Source organism: Paucibacter hankyongi (assembly GCF_037482915.1).
Taxonomy (GTDB): domain Bacteria; phylum Pseudomonadota; class Gammaproteobacteria; order Burkholderiales; family Burkholderiaceae_C; genus Paucibacter_A; species Paucibacter_A hankyongi.
The window spans coordinates 526,097-542,452 of sequence record NZ_JBBHJX010000001.1 but is presented as its reverse complement, the minus strand read 5'-3'; the positions used below and the strand labels follow the sequence as shown (position 1 = coordinate 542,452).

General features: G+C 61.7%; 13 protein-coding genes and 2 tRNA genes. All 15 read left to right on the top strand.

Features of this window, described 5'->3' with window-relative positions:
- Positions 1 to 32: 32 nt before the first annotated feature.
- The 15 genes from asd to WG899_RS02340 all read left to right on the top strand — a co-directional run bounded on the left by asd (position 33) and on the right by WG899_RS02340 (position 16,316).
- On the top strand, positions 33 to 1,163 hold the full coding sequence (gene asd / locus WG899_RS02410) for an aspartate-semialdehyde dehydrogenase (RefSeq protein WP_339594011.1): 1,131 nt from the start codon (positions 33 to 35) through the stop codon (positions 1,161 to 1,163).
- A 238-nt stretch (positions 1,164 to 1,401) separates the two neighbouring features.
- Positions 1,402 to 4,188 (top strand): FimV/HubP family polar landmark protein, encoded by a 2,787-nt coding sequence (locus WG899_RS02405; RefSeq protein WP_339594010.1) that lies wholly within the window; start codon positions 1,402 to 1,404, stop codon positions 4,186 to 4,188.
- A gap of 90 nt (positions 4,189 to 4,278) precedes the next feature.
- The gene (gene truA / locus WG899_RS02400; RefSeq protein ID WP_339594009.1) at positions 4,279 to 5,088 is read left to right on the top strand and encodes a tRNA pseudouridine(38-40) synthase TruA; all 810 of its coding nucleotides are present in this window, start codon (positions 4,279 to 4,281) and stop codon (positions 5,086 to 5,088) included.
- Between the two features lie 9 nt (positions 5,089 to 5,097).
- Positions 5,098 to 5,763, top strand: a complete 666-nt coding sequence (locus tag WG899_RS02395; RefSeq protein WP_339594008.1) for a phosphoribosylanthranilate isomerase — start codon at positions 5,098 to 5,100, stop codon at positions 5,761 to 5,763.
- A 13-nt stretch (positions 5,764 to 5,776) separates the two neighbouring features.
- Entirely contained in the window at positions 5,777 to 7,081 is a 1,305-nt protein-coding gene (gene trpB, locus WG899_RS02390; RefSeq protein WP_339594007.1) for a tryptophan synthase subunit beta, read from the top strand.
- Entirely contained in the window at positions 7,078 to 7,875 is a 798-nt protein-coding gene (gene trpA, locus WG899_RS02385) for a tryptophan synthase subunit alpha (protein WP_339594006.1), read from the top strand. The genes trpB and trpA overlap by 4 nt, the downstream gene beginning before the upstream one ends.
- A gap of 37 nt (positions 7,876 to 7,912) precedes the next feature.
- The gene (gene accD, locus WG899_RS02380; RefSeq protein ID WP_339594005.1) at positions 7,913 to 8,785 is read left to right on the top strand and encodes an acetyl-CoA carboxylase, carboxyltransferase subunit beta; all 873 of its coding nucleotides are present in this window, start codon (positions 7,913 to 7,915) and stop codon (positions 8,783 to 8,785) included.
- A gap of 77 nt (positions 8,786 to 8,862) precedes the next feature.
- Positions 8,863 to 10,197, top strand: a complete 1,335-nt coding sequence (gene folC / locus WG899_RS02375) for a bifunctional tetrahydrofolate synthase/dihydrofolate synthase (RefSeq protein WP_339594004.1) — start codon at positions 8,863 to 8,865, stop codon at positions 10,195 to 10,197.
- A gap of 64 nt (positions 10,198 to 10,261) precedes the next feature.
- The gene (locus WG899_RS02370; RefSeq protein ID WP_339594003.1) at positions 10,262 to 11,197 is read left to right on the top strand and encodes an SPOR domain-containing protein; all 936 of its coding nucleotides are present in this window, start codon (positions 10,262 to 10,264) and stop codon (positions 11,195 to 11,197) included.
- 51 nt (positions 11,198 to 11,248) lie between these two features.
- Positions 11,249 to 11,743 carry a CvpA family protein gene (locus tag WG899_RS02365; protein ID WP_339594002.1) on the top strand — a complete coding sequence of 165 codons (495 nt, stop codon included), beginning with the start codon at positions 11,249 to 11,251 and terminating at the stop codon, positions 11,741 to 11,743.
- Between the two features lie 81 nt (positions 11,744 to 11,824).
- Positions 11,825 to 13,339, top strand: a complete 1,515-nt coding sequence (purF, locus tag WG899_RS02360; protein WP_339594001.1) for an amidophosphoribosyltransferase — start codon at positions 11,825 to 11,827, stop codon at positions 13,337 to 13,339.
- A complete protein-coding gene (locus tag WG899_RS02355; protein WP_339594000.1) occupies positions 13,336 to 14,577 on the top strand; it encodes an O-succinylhomoserine sulfhydrylase in 1,242 nt (413 codons plus the stop codon). Before purF ends, WG899_RS02355 begins: the two co-directional genes overlap by 4 nt.
- Positions 14,574 to 16,004 (top strand): glutamate--tRNA ligase, encoded by a 1,431-nt coding sequence (gene gltX, locus WG899_RS02350; RefSeq protein ID WP_339593999.1) that lies wholly within the window; start codon positions 14,574 to 14,576, stop codon positions 16,002 to 16,004. The genes WG899_RS02355 and gltX overlap by 4 nt, the downstream gene beginning before the upstream one ends.
- Before the next feature lie 117 nt (positions 16,005 to 16,121).
- Positions 16,122 to 16,197 (top strand) — tRNA-Ala (locus tag WG899_RS02345).
- Between the two features lie 43 nt (positions 16,198 to 16,240).
- A tRNA-Glu gene (locus WG899_RS02340) sits at positions 16,241 to 16,316 on the top strand.
- The last annotated feature ends 40 nt before the right edge of the window (positions 16,317 to 16,356 follow it).

The following is a 16,356-nucleotide window of genomic DNA, read 5'->3' as shown; positions in this document are numbered from 1 at the left end:
ACACTTGTTGAGATCGATAGAGGAAGCGGAAAATGACGACATTAGTTGGATTGGTGGGCTGGCGTGGCATGGTCGGTTCGGTCCTGATGGACCGCATGACGGCCGAGCGTGACTTTGATTTGATCGAGCCGCTGTTCTTCAGCACCTCGAATGCCGGCGGCCAAGCCCCGGCGCAGGCCAAGAACGAAACGAAGCTGCAAAACGCCTTCGACATCGAGCAGCTCAAGCGCTGCGAGATCATCATCACCGCTCAAGGTGGTGACTACACCAGTGAGGTGTTCCCGAAGCTGCGCGCGGCCGGTTGGAACGGTCACTGGATCGATGCCGCCTCGACGCTGCGTATGGAGTCCGACGCCGTCATCATTCTGGATCCGGTCAATATGCCGGTGATCAAGAACGCGTTGAGCGCCGGCGGCAAGAACTGGGTCGGCGGCAACTGCACGGTGTCTTGCATGTTGATGGGCGTGGGCGCGCTCTACAAGGCCGGTCTGGTCGAGTGGATGAGCACGCAAACCTACCAGGCGGCCAGCGGCGGTGGTGCGCAGCATATGCGCGAGTTGCTGACGCAGTACGGCACACTGAACGCTTCTGTGCGTTCCTTGTTGGATGACCCGAAGAGCGCCATTCTTGAAATCGACCGTTTGGTTGCAGCCAAGCAGCGTTCACTGAGCGCTGCCGAAACCGCCAATTTCGGCGTGCCGCTGGGCGGCTCCTTGATCCCTTGGATCGACAAGGATTTGGGCAATGGTCAGTCCAAGGAAGAGTGGAAGGGCATGGCCGAGACCAACAAGATCATGGGTCTGGGTGAGGGCTTTGGCTCGGCCGCAATCCCGGTCGATGGTTTTTGCGTGCGTGTCGGGGCCATGCGCTGCCACAGCCAGGCGCTGACCTTCAAGCTGAAGAAGGATGTGCCGGTGGCCGACATCGAAGCGATGATCGCTGCCGACAACGAGTGGGTGAAGGTGGTGCCCAACACCCGCGAGGCGACCGTGCAAGACCTGACCCCCGTGGCCGTGACCGGCACCATGACCATCCCGGTGGGACGCATCCGCAAGCTCGCCATGGGCCCGGACTATGTCGGCGCCTTCACCATCGGTGATCAGCTCTTGTGGGGTGCCGCCGAGCCGCTGCGCCGCATGCTGCGCATCTTGCTGGCGAAGTAATTGCACAGGCAGCCCGTTGCCGGCAAGCGACAAGCTTGTAACGGGCTGAATCAGAGCGGCCTCTATCTGCCTTTTCAGCCTTTGCCTGAGCTTCTAAGCGTATATGCTTGCCGCTATTCAGATTTCCAATCGAAAGTGCGCATGAGGATGGCATCGTGAGCGCTGTTGAGCAGACAACAAACATCGTCGAAACAGGCGGACACCCGGTGGTGCCCGCCTTGTTGCTTTGGGGGACGCCTTGAAACCACATATTCGCGCAAGGGCTGATGCCCAAGGGCTGACGGCGAAAGATTCGCAGCGCAATGCCAATCGGCGCTTTGGCCCATCCCAAGTGGCTGCGGCCGCAGCTGCCGTGTTGGCCATGGCCAGTAGCAGCGCATGGGGCCTAGGACTGGGCCGCTTGTCGGTGCAGTCGGCGCTGGGTGAAACACTCAAGGCCGAGATCGATATCACCAGCCTGAGCCCCGAAGAAGCCGGCACGCTGAAGGTGCGCATTGCACCTCCCGAGTCGTATCGTGCCACCGGGGTTGAATACAACGCGGTGTTGACGAGCACGCAGGTTCAGGTTGCGCGCAGCAACGGTCGCACCTTTTTGCGCGTTAGCAGCGATCGGGCGGTGCAAGAGCCCTTCGTCGATGTGATTCTTGAATTGACCTGGGCCAGCGGTCGTCTGGTGCGGGAATACACGCTCTTGTTTGATCCGCCATCGTCGCCCAAGCCGGCAGCCGCGGCGCCTGCCGTGGTGGCCGCGCCGGTGATTTCGGCTGCGGCGCCCGAGCCCGTGAGTCCCCCGGCACCGGCACAGACGCAAGCGATCCCGCCTGTGGCGGCGCCAGCTCCTGCACCAGCAGCCTCGCCCAGCCGTACTGCGCCGGAGGCCGCGCGCCCGCGTGCCGAGCCGGCTTCAAGCGCGACGCGCGCGCCTGCTGCACCGGTGGCTGCCGCGCCGGCCGCCAGCAGTTCGGCCGGGTCCGAGTACAAGGTCAAACCGGGCGATTACTTGTCCCGCATTGCCAACAAGACCCAGGTACCCGGTGTGTCCTTGGATCAGATGTTGGTAGGCCTGTACCGCAGCAACCCCGACGCCTTCTTGGACGGCAATATGAACCGCCTCAAGTCGGGTGCGGTGCTGCAAGTGCCTGGCGGCGAGGTTCTGAGCGCATTGCCCCAGGAAGAAGCGCGCGAAGTGATTCGGGCCCAGAGCGCTGACTTCAGTGCTTATCGTTTGCGCTTGAGCAGTGCAGCGCCGACGCTGGAGAAGGATCAAAGTGATCGCCAGGCCAAAGGCAAGGTACAGGCCGCGGTGGAGGACCGCAAGCCGGCGCCTGCGCCAACGCCCGACAAGCTGATGCTCAGCAAGGCGGCGAGCGCGAACGCGGCAGCGGTCGATGCCAAGGCGACCAAGGCCTCCAAAGAGACCGAGAAAAAGGACGCGGCGGCCCGCATGGCCGAGTTGACCCGCAATGTCGAGGAACTGAAAAAGATTTCCAGCGCGGCGAAACCTGCTGCATCGGCGGCCGCGCCAATCCCCGCACCTGCTCCGGCTCCAGCGCCTGCTCCGGCGGCTGTCATGCCTGCAGCGCCGGTGATCGCCGCTGCGCCGCCCGCCGCCGTGGAGCCTGCATCGGTGCCGGCTTCCGCCGCTGCCTCCGCACCCAAGGCACAGGCAGCAGCTTCTGCCGCCAAACCGGCTTCGGCGCCGATGACCTTGGCGCCGCAGCCGCAAGAGGCTGAGCCCAGTTTGTTGGATCAATTGCTGGCCAACCCCTTGGCTTTGCTAGGTGGTGCCTTGGCCCTGGCAGCCGGTGGATTCGGTTTGTACCGCCTGCGCGCCAGCAAGGCTGGCGCCAAGGCGGATACCGGCTTCCATGAAAGCCGCCTGCAGCCCGATTCCTTTTTCGGTGCCACCGGTGGGCAGCGGGTCGATACCCGTGACGCCTCGGGTGCGGCTTCGTCGATGAACTACTCGCTGAGCCAGCTTGATGCGATCGGCGACGTCGATCCGGTGGCCGAGGCCGATGTTTACCTGGCCTACGGGCGCGATCTGCAGGCCGAGGAAATTCTCAAGGAAGCACTGCGCGCCACGCCCGACCGCTTGGCGATTCGTCTCAAGCTGCTCGAGGTGTATGCCAAGCGGCGCGACACCAAGGGCTTCGAGCAATTGGCAATTCAGCTCTTTGCTGAAACCGGTGGTGCGGGTGATGACTGGGCGCGTGCCCAGGAATTGGGTCGTCAAATCGACCCTGAGAACCCGCTCTACCAGCCGGGCGGCGCGCCCAGTCAAGCCGGCGGCAGTCGTGAAGTGCCCGCCGAGCCGATGGATGCGAGCACCATGCCGCATACATCAGGCCATTTAGCCACCGAGCCCTTGGGGCGCAGCAGTGGCGCGCCCGACACCAGCCCGATGAGCGGCTTTGATCTCGATCTTGATCTGGATTTGGGTGCGCCTGCCGCTCCCGCGTCTCCGATCGCGATGGAAGCCACCCAGGCCATGGCCACCACGGTCGAACAAGCTCCCTTGGCGATGGATTTCGATCTGTCTGAACCGGCTGCACCGCAGGCCACCATGCCGGCCACCGATCTCGAGTTTGATCTCGACGATCTGGGCAGTCTGGATGATGCGCCCGCACCTGCGCCGGCTTCCGCGGGTGCCGCCTTAGACTTCGATCTTTCGTCGATCAACCTGGATCTGCCCGAGGTGGCCGAAGCCGAAGCGCCGATTCCGGCCGCCGAAGCAGCGCCAATGGATGATCTGGACTTGCCGCCTGAATTCGCTGCAATGCTGAATGAGGGCCCTGCCGCGGCTGAGGAAGTTGCCGCCGAGGCCGCAACCGACCCGCTCGCCAATGCCTTTGATCTGATGGAAGACGAGGGGGACCCCTTGCTGCGCCAGCTCGAGTTGGCCGACGAGTTCCGGCAGATCGGCGACACCGAAGGTGCGCGCGAGGTCTTGCAGGAACTGATCTCCAAGGCCGCTGGCCCGCTGCGCGACAAGGCGCAGGCGATGCTGAACGAGTTGCGCTAAACGGGTAGTCCTGTTTGATGCGTGACAATCAAGGGCGCCCGGCTTGGCCGGGCGCCTTTTTCTTTGTGAAGCGTTTTTTTGAGTGAAGTGATGCGAGTTGCCTTAGGGGTCAGTTACCGCGGTTGGGCTTATCACGGCTGGCAAAGCCAGTCCGATCGGCAGACGGTACAAGATGTGCTGGAAAAAGGCTTGAGTCAGTTCACCGCGCGCCCCATTCAAACGGTTTGCGCCGGACGAACCGACACCGGCGTTCACGGGCTCAACCAAGTCGTGCATCTGGACTGCGAGGTCGAGCGCGACCTGAGTTCTTGGGTGCGCGGCACCAACTGCCATTTGCCCAAGGATATAGCGGTGCAATGGGCGGTGTTCCCGCGCGCCGACTTTCATGCCCGCTTTGATGCACGCGGGCGCCGCTATAGCTATGTCTTGCTCGAGTCGGTGGTGCGCCCCTCGATGGAAGCGGGCGCTGTGGGCTGGACCTACCGCAAGCTCGATGGCGACTTGATGCGTGAGGCTGCTGCGCTCTTGATCGGCGAGCATGATTTCAGCGCCTTCCGTTCCTCGGAATGCCAGGCGAAGTCGCCGGTGAAGACCATGCGCAAGATCGAGATCGAGAAGTACGGCGACTACTGGCGTTTTGACTTTGATGGCTCGGCCTTTTTACATCACATGATCCGCAATCTGATGGGCAGTTTTCTTGCGGTCGGTCGTGGCGCCAAGCCAGTGGAATGGTTTGCCGAAGTGCTGGCCCGCGGCGAACGTCGTTTTGCGGCGCCCACTTTTCCGCCCGATGGCCTGTATTTCACCGGGCCTTATTACGACGCCGAGGATGGCATTCCCACCCATACCGCAGCCATGGACTGGTTGCCGGGTTACCGCAAGAACCGCGAAGCCACCTGAGAAGCAGTGATGAATCAACGCACCCGCATCAAGATTTGTGGCCTGACCCGTGAGGCCGATGTGCTGGCCGCGGTCGAGGCCGGCGCCGATGCCATTGGCTTTGTGCTCTACGCCAAGAGTCCGCGTTATGTCAGCCCGGCGCGCGCCGCCGAGTTGGCCCGTTTGTTGCCGGCGTTTGTGACGCCGGTCGGTCTGTTCGTCAATGCCAGCGATGCCGAGTTGGCCGCCGGACTGGCCGCGCTGCCCAATATGCTGCTGCAGTTCCATGGCGATGAGACGCCGCAAGCTTGCGAGCGAGCAGGGCGGCCCTTTCTTCGGGCGGCCCGCGTCACGGCAGACTTCGATTTGCTAGACTACGCCCAACAATATTCAGCGGCCCAGGCCATTCTGCTCGACGCTCATGTCGACGGCTATGGCGGTGGTGGAAAGGTTTTCGATTGGTCACTCATTCCAAAAAACGTGCGCTCTCCAGTCGTTTTGTCTGGTGGGTTGCATGCCGGAAATGTGCTGACTGGGATCACTCAGCTGCGGCCTTGGGCCGTTGACGTCAGTTCGGGCGTGGAAGCCGAGGCCAAGGGCCTCAAGAGCGCCACGCTGATGCGTCAGTTCTGCGATGCCGTGCGCCAGGCCGATGTGCTGCTGGCGGCGGATGTGAATCAGCCAAACAGAGATTGAGTCCTTCATCACCATGAATTCCTATCATCAACCCGATGCCCAAGGGCATTTCGGCCCGGTCAAGGGTCAGACCTATGGTGGCAGCTTTGTTGCCGAAACCCTGGTGCATGCACTCGAGGAGTTGAAGACGGCCTATGCGCACTACGCGCAAGATCCCGACTTCATCGCCGAGTTCAAAAAAGAGCTGGCCCATTTCGTCGGCCGCCCCAGCCCCGTCTATCACGCTGATCGGCTCAGCCGCGAGTTGGGTGGTGCGCAGATCTTCTTGAAGCGCGAGGATTTGAACCACACCGGCGCCCACAAGATCAACAACACGATTGGTCAGGCCTTGCTGGCCAAGCGGATGGGCAAAAAGCGCGTCATTGCCGAGACCGGCGCCGGTCAGCATGGCGTGGCCACGGCCACCATCTGCGCCCGCTACGGCATGGAATGCGTGGTCTATATGGGCAGCGAGGACATCAAGCGTCAAAGCCCGAACGTCTACCGCATGCATTTGCTTGGCGCCCGCGTGGTGCCTGTGGAGTCGGGCTCCAAGACCTTGAAGGACGCACTCAACGAGGCGATGCGTGACTGGGTCACCAACGTCGAGTCAACCTTCTACATCATCGGCACGGTGGCCGGCCCGCACCCCTATCCGATGATGGTGCGCGACTTCCAGCGCATCATTGGTGATGAGTGTTTGGTGCAAATGCCCGAGATGATCGGCCGTCAACCGGATGCGGTGATCGCCTGCGTCGGCGGCGGCAGCAATGCGATGGGCATTTTCTATCCCTATATCGAGCATGCCGGCACGCGGCTGATTGGTGTTGAGGCCGCGGGCGAGGGCGTTGAGTCCGGCAAGCATGCCGCCACGCTGACGGCGGGCAGCCCTGGTGTCTTGCACGGCAATCGAACCTATCTGCTGCAGGACGGCGATGGTCAGATTATCGAGACGCATTCGATCTCGGCCGGTCTGGACTATCCCGGCGTTGGCCCCGAGCACGCCTATCTGAAAGACATTGGCCGCGCCGAGTATGTTGGCGTCACCGATGGCGAGGCCTTGGCCGCCTTCCATCATTTGTGCCGCACCGAAGGCATCATCCCTGCCTTGGAATCGAGCCATGCGGTGGCCCATGCGATGAAGTTGGCGCCGACCTTGCCGGCCGATCAGCATTTGCTGGTGTGCCTGTCGGGGCGTGGAGACAAGGATATTGGCACCGTCGCCGATATCTCCAAGGCCGAGTTCTTCTGTCGCCCGTCCTGCAAGGGGCAGTCGGTGAAGGGCGGCGATGCGTCGCTTGCCCCCGTCGCCATGCCGGTGAAGGGAGTTCAGCCATGAGCCGCATCCAAGCCACTTTTGCGCGTTTGGCGGCCGAGGGTCGCAAGGCCCTGATTCCCTTTGTCACCACCGGTGATCCGTTCCCGGAAACCACCGTGCCGCTGATGTTGGCCATGGCCGAAGCCGGCGCCGACGTGATCGAACTGGGCGTGCCGTTCTCTGATCCGATGGCCGATGGCCCGGTGATTCAGCGTGCTGCTGAACGCGCCGTCAAGGCCGGCATCGGCCTGAGTCGCGTGTTGGCCGACGTGAGCGCCTTTCGAGTCAGCAATCAAAGTACCCCGGTGGTGTTGATGGGCTATGCCAACCCGATCGAGCGCTACGGCGTGGAGCGCTTTGTTGTTGACGCCAAGGCCGCTGGCGTGGACGGCGTGCTGGTGGTGGACTATCCGCCCGAGGAGTGCGAGCGTTTCGCGGCCTTGCTGAAGGCGCAGGAGTTGGATCCGATCTTCCTGCTGGCGCCAACCTCGACCGAGGCTCGCATGCAGCGCATCGGCCAAATCGCCAGCGGTTATGTCTACTACGTTTCGCTGAAGGGTGTGACCGGCGCCGGCCACCTGAATACCGCGGCCGTGGCCGAGATGATTCCGCGCATTCGCCGCCATGTCTCGGTGCCGGTGGGGGTCGGATTCGGCATTCGTGATGCCGTCACCGCTCGCGCTGTGGCCGAGGTTTCGGACGCCGTTGTGATTGGTTCGCGCCTGGTTGAGTTGCTCGAGGTCCAGCCGCGCGATAATGTCGCCGTAACGGGTGCCCAGTTCATCCGCGAGATTCGGGCCGCGCTAGACGCGTAGTCCGTCGCTTCAGTTCAAAAGACAAAGGAGTCCGCTTGTGAGTTGGCTTGAAAAACTTCTGCCGCCCAAGATGCAGCAAACCGATCCCACCGAGCGCCGCATGGTGCCGGAAGGTTTGTGGATCAAGTGCCCTTCCTGCGAGACGGTGCTGTACAAGACCGATCTGGAGCAGAACGTCAACGTCTGCCCCAAGTGCAGTCATCACCACCGCATTGGCGCACGCGCTCGCCTGGATGCCTTCCTGGACGGCGAAGGCCGTTTCGAGATCGGCCAAGAGGTGTTGCCGGTTGATGCTCTGAAGTTCAAGGACAGCAAGAAGTACCCGGACCGTCTCAAGGAAGCGCTTGAGCACACCGGCGAGACCGATGCCTTGGTCGTTATCGGCGGTGCGTTAATGACGGTGCCGGTGGTGGCGGCCTGCTTCGAGTTCAACTTCATGGGCGGCTCGATGGGTTCGGTGGTCGGCGAGCGCTTTGTGCGCGGCGTCGAAACAGCCATCGAGCAAAAGACACCTTTCATCTGCTTTACTGCCACCGGTGGCGCGCGCATGCAAGAGGGCCTCTTGAGCTTGATGCAAATGGCCAAAACCAATGCCGCATTGACGCGCTTGGCCAAGGCCAAACTGCCCTACATCTCGGTCTTGACCGATCCGACCATGGGTGGCGTGTCGGCCAGCTTTGCCTTCGTCGGTGATGTTGTGATCGCGGAGCCCAAGGCCTTGATCGGTTTTGCCGGCCCTCGCGTGATCGAAAACACCGTGCGCGAAAAGCTGCCGGCAGGCTTCCAGCGCGCCGAGTTCCTGATGGAAAAGGGCGCGGTGGACATGATTGTGGATCGTCGCGAACTGCGTGAGACCATTGCCCGTCAATTGGCCATGCTGCAGCGCATGAGTTCCGACGCGGTGGCCTGATTGCCGCGCCAGCTGGCTGGCTTTTGAACCCCACACGGCCAGGCCCACAAGGTCTGGCCGTCCTGTTTTGTGAATCGATGATGATGCTTGATAGCCTGGACGCTTGGCTCGCCCATTGCGAGCGCCTGCACCCGAAGACCATAGACATGACCTTGGACCGGGTGATCGCCTTGCGCGATCGACTGGGTCTGAAGTTCGATGCCCCGGTGGTGATGGTGGCCGGTACCAATGGCAAGGGGTCGACTTGCGCGATGCTGGAGACCATTGCACTGCAGGCGGGCTACCGGGTCGGGCTCTACATCAAGCCGCATCTGGTGCACTTTCAGGAGCGCTGCCGGGTCGGTGGTGCGTCGGTGACGGCGGAGTCGCTGCTGCCTTTCTTTGAGGCAGTGGAGGCGGCGCGCGGGGACATGACCCTGTCCTATTTCGAGTTCACCACCTTGGTCATCATGCTGCGTCTGGCGGCCGAACCGCTGGATCTGGTGATTCTCGAGGTGGGCCTGGGGGGGCGACTCGACGCCGTCAATGCCATCGATGCCGATTGCTCGGTCATCACCAGCATCGACCTGGACCACACCGAATACTTGGGTCCTGACCGCGAGTCGGTGGGCCGAGAGAAGGCCGGCATCATGCGTGCCGGCCGCCCGGTGGTGGTCAGTGATCCGATGCCGCCGGCCAGCCTGGCGCTGCGGGCGACCGAGATTGGTGCCGATTTGCGCCAACTGGGTGTGGACTTCACCTATAGCGGCGACCGCCAGCAGTGGCAATGGTCGGGCCGAACACGTCGCTTCAGCGGCTTGGCTTATCCGGCGCTGCGTGGCGTTAATCAATTACTGAACGCCGCCGGGGTGCTGGCGGTTTTTGAGGCCTTGTTTGATCGACTACCCATCAGTGCGCAGGCGGTACGCAATGGTCTGGCCATGGTGGAGTTGCCGGGGCGCTTCCAGGTGGTCGCCGGTCAGCCGGCCTTGGTGCTGGATGTGGCGCATAACCCGCATGCGGTGGCCGCGCTGGCGCAGAACCTCGACCAGATGGGCTTCTTTCCCTGCACTCATGCGGTTTTCGGTGCCATGGCCGACAAAGATATCGAAGCCATCTTCCGGCGCATGGCGCCGCTGGTCGATGCATGGCACTTCTGCGATCTCGACATGCCACGCGCCGCCACTGCGGCGGCACTGCTGGCGCAGTTCGAGCAAATGCGTGCGGCCGGAGAGTTGAAGGCTGGCGCCCAAGTAACGCTACACCAGCACGGAGAGCCGTTGGATGCCTTGCACGCAGCGGCGGCCGCGGCCGACCCCGCTGATAGAATTCTGGTCTTCGGTTCCTTCCATACCGTGGGAGGCGTTCTGAAGAATGGATTGCCGCGTTTGCAGGCCGGCAAACCAGCCCAAGCTCCCACCTTCCTGTCTTGAAATCCAGGCCTCTATCCGGGGTCTGTTTACATCGCCTGTTACGGGCTCACGCTGCCAAATCGCCATGGGTCTGCTGTCATTTTTCAAGCGCGGAACACCGCCGCCGGCCGCCAAATCGGTGTCGGACTCCGTCGACGCGGTGCAACAACTGCGCCTGCGTGCCCGCCATCGTTTGATCGGGGCGGCGGTCTTGGTGGGCTTGGGCGTGATTGGCTTCCCGCTGCTGTTTGAAACGCAGCCGCGCCCGATTCCGGTCGATCTGCCGATTGAAATTCCAAGCAAGGATGGCGGCGCTGCACTGAAGGTGCCAGCGGCCATGCCTGCGCCGACGCAAAGCCTGCCGGCTTTGCCTGCGGCAGAATCCGAGTTGCAGTCCGCCGGGACTCAGGCCGTGAACCAGACAGGAACTCAGGCCCCTCAGGCCACTGCGAGCAAGTCCAGCGCCGCTTCCAGTCTTCCATTGACTGCACCTTCGGCCACGGCCGTCGCTGCGGTCGCGGCCGAGGCGAGCAAGACCGTGCTCGCCACTGCGGCAGAGGCCAAGCCCAGTGCCAAGCTTGAGCCCAAGCAAGAAACAAAGCCTCAGGTTCAGCCAGAGCCTAAGCCAGAAACCAAGCCCGAGGCCAAGCCGGCCGCCCAAGCGCAAAAGAGCGCCGACAAGCCCAAGCCAAGCGAAGCTCATGCCGACGCCAAAACCAAGGGCCAGGAGGCGGCGCGCGTGCAGTCTTTGTTGGAAGGCAAGCCCAGCGAAACGCGGGCCAGTGAAGCCGCCGGTCGAATGATTGTTCAGGTGGGGGCTTATGCTGAAAGCAAGGCAGCCCAAGAGGTTCGCCTGAAGCTGGAAAAGATGGGCATGAAGACCTATACGCAGGTGGCTGAAACGCCGGCCGGTAAACGCATTCGGGTGCGCGTTGGCCCCTTTGCCAGCCGGGACGAGGCCGACAAGGCGGCCGCGCGTATCCGTGCAGCCGGCTTGAGTACCGCTGTGCTGACGCTTTGAGCGTGCCGCTCAGTATGAGTCGATTCAACACGGTGTTGGAGCGCTGAACGCGTGAATTGGATCGATTGGCTTTTGTTGGGCTTGATGTCCGTGTCCCTGCTGCTCGGTCTGTGGCGCGGCTTGGTGTTTGAAGTTTTGTCCCTGGCTGGTTGGTTAGTCGCCTATTTGGCCTCGCCCGTGTTAGCGCCTTGGCTGGAGCCTTGGCTGCCGCAGGAGAAGCTCGGCGCCAGTCTGGCCCATATGCTTGGCCTGGTGCTCGCCTTTGTGCTGGTTTTGTTGATTTGGGGGCTGGGGGCCAAGTTGCTGCGGGCCTTGCTGCATGCGTCGCCACTCAGCGTGGTGGATCGCTTGTTTGGTGCCTGTTTTGGCTTGCTGCGCGGCTTGCTGATCTGTCTGGCCTTGGTACTTGTCGTCGGCATGACGCCGGCGATAGAGTCGCAAGCTTGGGGCGCCTCGCAATTGCTGCCGGTGTTGCAGTCAACCCTGCAGGTGTTGCGCCCGCTGCTGCCGGCGGAACTGCTGCAGTCGGTGCCGGGCATGGCCTGAGTTCCGGTGGTGCCGGGCGTGAAGATTTTTGATGGTTCGTTTTTTTAGTTCGTTAGCGTCTCTACAAGACAAGGAATAGCCATGTGCGGCATCGTCGGCGTGATTTCTCGCTCTCCGGTCAACCAGCTGATTTATGACGCGCTGCTGCTGCTGCAGCACCGCGGTCAGGATGCGGCAGGCATCGTCACCATGCAGGGCAATAAGTGCTTCATGCACAAGGCTCGCGGTATGGTGCGTGACGTCTTCCGGACCCGCAATATGCGCGCGCTGCCCGGCTCAATCGGCCTGGGGCAGGTACGTTACCCGACCGCCGGCAATGCCTATAACGAAGAAGAGGCGCAGCCCTTCTACGTCAATGCGCCGTTTGGCTTGGTGCTGGTACATAACGGCAATCTGACCAATGCGCAGAGCTTGAAGACCGAGCTGTTCGATATTGACCGCCGCCACATCAATACCGAGAGTGACTCCGAAGTTTTGCTGAATGTCTTGGCCCACGAACTGGAACTGGCGGCGCGCGACCTGCCTCTGGGAGCCGAGGGCGTATTCAAGGCCGTCAGCGCCGTCCACAAGCGCATCAAGGGCTCTTACGCCGTCATCGTCTTGATCGCCGGCCACGGTCTGTTGGCCTTCCGCGATCCCTATGGCATTCGCCCGCTGTGCTTCGGCCAGGCGGCCGATGGTGAGTACATGGTGGCCAGCGAGAGTGTGGCGCTGGAGGGCAATGGCTTCCAGTTGATCCGCGATGTGGCTCCAGGTGAAGCTTTGTTCATCGACATGAACGGTACTTTGAGCACCCAGCAATGCGCAGAGAACCCCTCACTGCATCCTTGCATGTTTGAGTTCGTCTACTTGGCCCGCCCAGATTCGGTGATGGACGGCATCTCGGTCTACCAGGCCCGTCTCAATATGGGCGAGACCCTGGCGCAGCGCCTGATCTCCACCATGCCACCGAGCGATATTGATGTGGTGATTCCCATCCCCGAGTCGAGTCGCCCGTCAGCGATGCAATTGGCGCATCGCATTGGCAAGCCTTATCGCGAAGGCTTTGTGAAGAACCGCTATGTCGGCCGCACTTTCATCATGCCGGGGCAGGGCGCGCGCAAGAAGTCGGTGCGTCAGAAGCTCAACGCCATTGGCCTGGAGTTCAAGAACCGCAATGTGCTGCTGGTCGATGACTCGATCGTGCGCGGCACCACCTCGAAGGAAATCGTGCAGATGGCCCGCGAAGCCGGCGCACGCAAGGTGTATCTGGCATCGGCCGCACCGCCGGTGCGCTATCGCAATGTCTACGGCATCGACATGCCGACGAGCGAAGAGTTGGTGGCCCACAACCGCAGCATCGAAGAAATCCGTCAATTCATTGGCGCCGACGCCTTGATCTATCAGGATGTGGATGCCATGAAACGCGTGGTCGCTGCGCTGCAGCCGGCCGTGAAGGGCTTTGAAGCCTCTTGCTTTGACGGCGAGTACGTCACCGGTGATGTGACCGCTGAAGACTTCGCCAAGCTAGAAGCGCAACGTCGCGCCCAAGGTGATGAAGAAGAAGGCCCGGCCCGTACGCGACTGGCCTTGCAAAGTGGAGGCGAGGGCCAATGAGCCAGCAGGACGACCGCCGTCTTGCACGGGCCCAGTTGCCATCCGGCTTGCGGCCTGAGACCCTGGCCGTGCGCACGGCCTTGGCGCCCAGCCAGTACGGGGAGAATTCGGAAGCCTTGTTTCTGACCAGCACTTATGTGCAGCCTGACGCCGAGGAGTCGGCGCGGCGCTTTGCCGCCTCGGAGGACTTCACTTATTCGCGCACCAGCAATCCGACCGTGCGTGCGCTTGAAGCACGCCTGGCCGCGATGGAAGGTACGGAAGGCGCGATCGCGACCGCCACCGGCATGAGTGCCATACTGTTGCTCTGCATGGGCCTCTTGAAGGCGGGCGACCATGTGGTTTGCTCGCGCTCGGTTTTTGGTTCCACCATCAATCTGTTTGCCAAGGAGTTCGGCAAATTCGGGGTGGAAACCAGCTTTGTCTCTCAAACTGATCTGCAAGAGTGGCGCGAGGCCATCCGGCCCACGACGCGGCTTTTCTTTGCCGAAACGCCGACCAATCCCTTGACCGAGGTCTGCGACATTCAGGCCTTGGCTGATATCGCGCATGCCGCGGGCGCCTTGCTGGTGGTGGACAACACCTACGCCACGCCGGCCCTGCAACAGCCTGCCAAATTTGGTGCCGACTTGATCATGCACTCGGCCACCAAATTCATGGACGGCCAAGGCCGCGTGATGGCGGGCGCCTTGTGCGGTCCTAACCATCTGATCAAAGATGTGTTCGGGCCGGTGATGCGGACGCTGGGCATGGTCCTGGCCCCGTTCAACGCCTGGGTGATTTTGAAGGGCCTCGAAACCCTGAGCCTGCGTATGCGGGCGCAAAGCGAGCAAGCCTTGGCCGTGGCACGTTGGCTGGAGGCTCGCCCAGAAGTGGCGCGCGTCTATTGCCCTTCCTTGCCTTCGCATCCGCAACACGAATTGGCGATGCGGCAGCAGTCGGGGCAGGGTGGTGCGGTGCTTTCGTTTGAACTGCGCGCCGCTACGCCGGAAGCCGCGCGCGCCGCGGCGTTCCATGTGATCGACAGCACCCGTGTGCTCAGCATCGCCACCAATTTGGGCGACACCAAGTCCATCATCACGCACCCGGCAACCACCTCGCATGGTCGCCTCAGCGAGGCCCAGCGCCAGGCCGCGGGCATTGGCCAAGGCTTGATTCGTTTGTCGGTCGGTTTAGAGCATGTCGATGACATCACCGATGATTTGTTGCGCGGTCTTTCTACCTTGAAATCCCTATGAGCCAGAACGTTTCCAACACCGTGCGCACCCGTATTGCCCCATCGCCCACCGGCTTCCTGCATCTGGGTACGGCGCGCACGGCCTTGTACTCCTGGGCCTACGCCCGCCACTTCGGTGGTAAGTTTGTGCTGCGCATCGAAGATACCGATGTGGCGCGTTCGACCCAAGACTCTGTGGAACAGATTCTGGCCTCGATGAAGTGGCTGGGCTTGGACTATGACGAGGGCCCGATCTATCAGATGCAGCGTTTGGAGCGCTATCAGGCCGTGGCCGAGCAATTGATTGCCGAAGGCAAGGCCTACCGTTGCTACTGCACGCCGGCCGAGTTGAACGATATGCGCGAGGCCCAGCGCGCCCGCGGCGAGAAGACCCGTTACGACGGCCGCTGGCGGCCCGAGGCCGGCAAGACCTTGCCGCAAGTGCCTGCCGGCGTAGCGCCGGTGGTTCGCTTCAAGAACCCGCTCGAAGGCGATGTGACTTGGGACGATCTGGTCAAGGGCCCCATCACCATCAACAACCGGGAAATCGATGATTTGATCATCGTGCGCCCCGCGGGTGAAGACGCTCCCGCCGGTAGCTTGGGTGTACCCACCTACAACTTCGCCGTGGTGGTGGACGACTGGGATATGCAAATCAGCCATGTGTTCCGGGGTGACGAGCATGTCAACAACACACCGTGGCAGATCAATATCTTCAATGCACTGGGTGCCGCGCTGCCCCAGTTCGGGCATGTACCGGTGATCTTGGGCGATGACGGGCAGAAACTGTCGAAACGGCGGGGGGCGGTCAGTGTCACGGCCTATGAAGAGGCCGGTTATCTGCCCGAGGCGATGCTGAACTATCTGTCACGCTTGGGCTGGAGCCATGGCGACGAAGAACTGTTCAGTCGCGAGCAGTTGGTGTCTTGGTTTGATGGCACACACCTGAACAAGAGCCCCGCTCAGTGGGATCCGGCCAAACTCGAATGGGTCAACGGCCAGTACATCAAGCAGGCCGATGACGCACGCTTGGCGGCCTTGGTGGCTGAGCAATTACGCAAGCGCGGAATCGAAGCTGATGTGGCGCGTCTGCCAGCGATGTGTGCCTTGTTCAAGGATCGTTGTGCGACAACGGTGGCTTTGGCAGATTGGCTGGCGATGTATTTCGTGGCCGTCAGCCCCAGTGCTGAGGACTTGGCCGCTCATGTGACAGATGCAATCAAGCCCGCTCTGGCAAGCCTGGCCGAAAAGCTCGAAGGCGCGGAATGGACCAAGGCCAGTATTGCCGCGGCCATCAAAGAAACGATTGCCGCGCACGGCATCAAGATGCCTGTTTTGGCCATGCCGGTGCGCGCCTTGGTGTGCGGACGCGTGCAAACGCCGAGCGTGGATGCGGTGCTGGAGTTGTTCGAAAAAGAAATTGTCATCAAACGCTTGCGCTCCGTGTGAAATTCGTTCTACAATCTATGTCTTGCTTGAACAGCGCGATACACAAAACGTCGCGACGCACAGCAGCCAAAGCGAGCGAAAGCGAAGCAGTGGCAAGTAGTGCGGAGTAAAGGTTTTGGGGGTATAGCTCAGCTGGGAGAGCGCTTGCATGGCATGCAAGAGGTCAACGGTTCGATCCCGTTTATCTCCACCAAATCTAATTTGGCGGCGCGCAGTTCGAGAAGTTAGAAGGTTTAGTCCCCTTCGTCTAGAGGCCTAGGACACCACCCTTTCACGGTGACTACAGGGGTTCGAATCCCCTAGGGGACGCCAAGTTTGACAAGACTTGGTAGTTGTTTTGAGAATGTTTTAA

What these genes read in the sequence shown, in the direction of transcription:
- folC (WP_339594004.1), top strand. Translation starts at nt 8,863, where the DNA reads ATGATGATGCTTGATAGCCTGGACGCTTGGCTCGCCCATTGCGAGCGC.
- trpA (WP_339594006.1), top strand. Translation starts at nt 7,078, where the DNA reads ATGAGCCGCATCCAAGCCACTTTTGCGCGTTTGGCGGCCGAGGGTCGC.
- trpB (WP_339594007.1), top strand. Translation starts at nt 5,777, where the DNA reads ATGAATTCCTATCATCAACCCGATGCCCAAGGGCATTTCGGCCCGGTC.
- WG899_RS02395 (WP_339594008.1), top strand. Translation starts at nt 5,098, where the DNA reads ATGAATCAACGCACCCGCATCAAGATTTGTGGCCTGACCCGTGAGGCC.
- purF (WP_339594001.1), top strand. Translation starts at nt 11,825, where the DNA reads ATGTGCGGCATCGTCGGCGTGATTTCTCGCTCTCCGGTCAACCAGCTG.
- asd (WP_339594011.1), top strand. Translation starts at nt 33, where the DNA reads ATGACGACATTAGTTGGATTGGTGGGCTGGCGTGGCATGGTCGGTTCG.
- truA (WP_339594009.1), top strand. Translation starts at nt 4,279, where the DNA reads ATGCGAGTTGCCTTAGGGGTCAGTTACCGCGGTTGGGCTTATCACGGC.
- WG899_RS02355 (WP_339594000.1), top strand. Translation starts at nt 13,336, where the DNA reads ATGAGCCAGCAGGACGACCGCCGTCTTGCACGGGCCCAGTTGCCATCC.
- gltX (WP_339593999.1), top strand. Translation starts at nt 14,574, where the DNA reads ATGAGCCAGAACGTTTCCAACACCGTGCGCACCCGTATTGCCCCATCG.
- WG899_RS02370 (WP_339594003.1), top strand. Translation starts at nt 10,262, where the DNA reads ATGGGTCTGCTGTCATTTTTCAAGCGCGGAACACCGCCGCCGGCCGCC.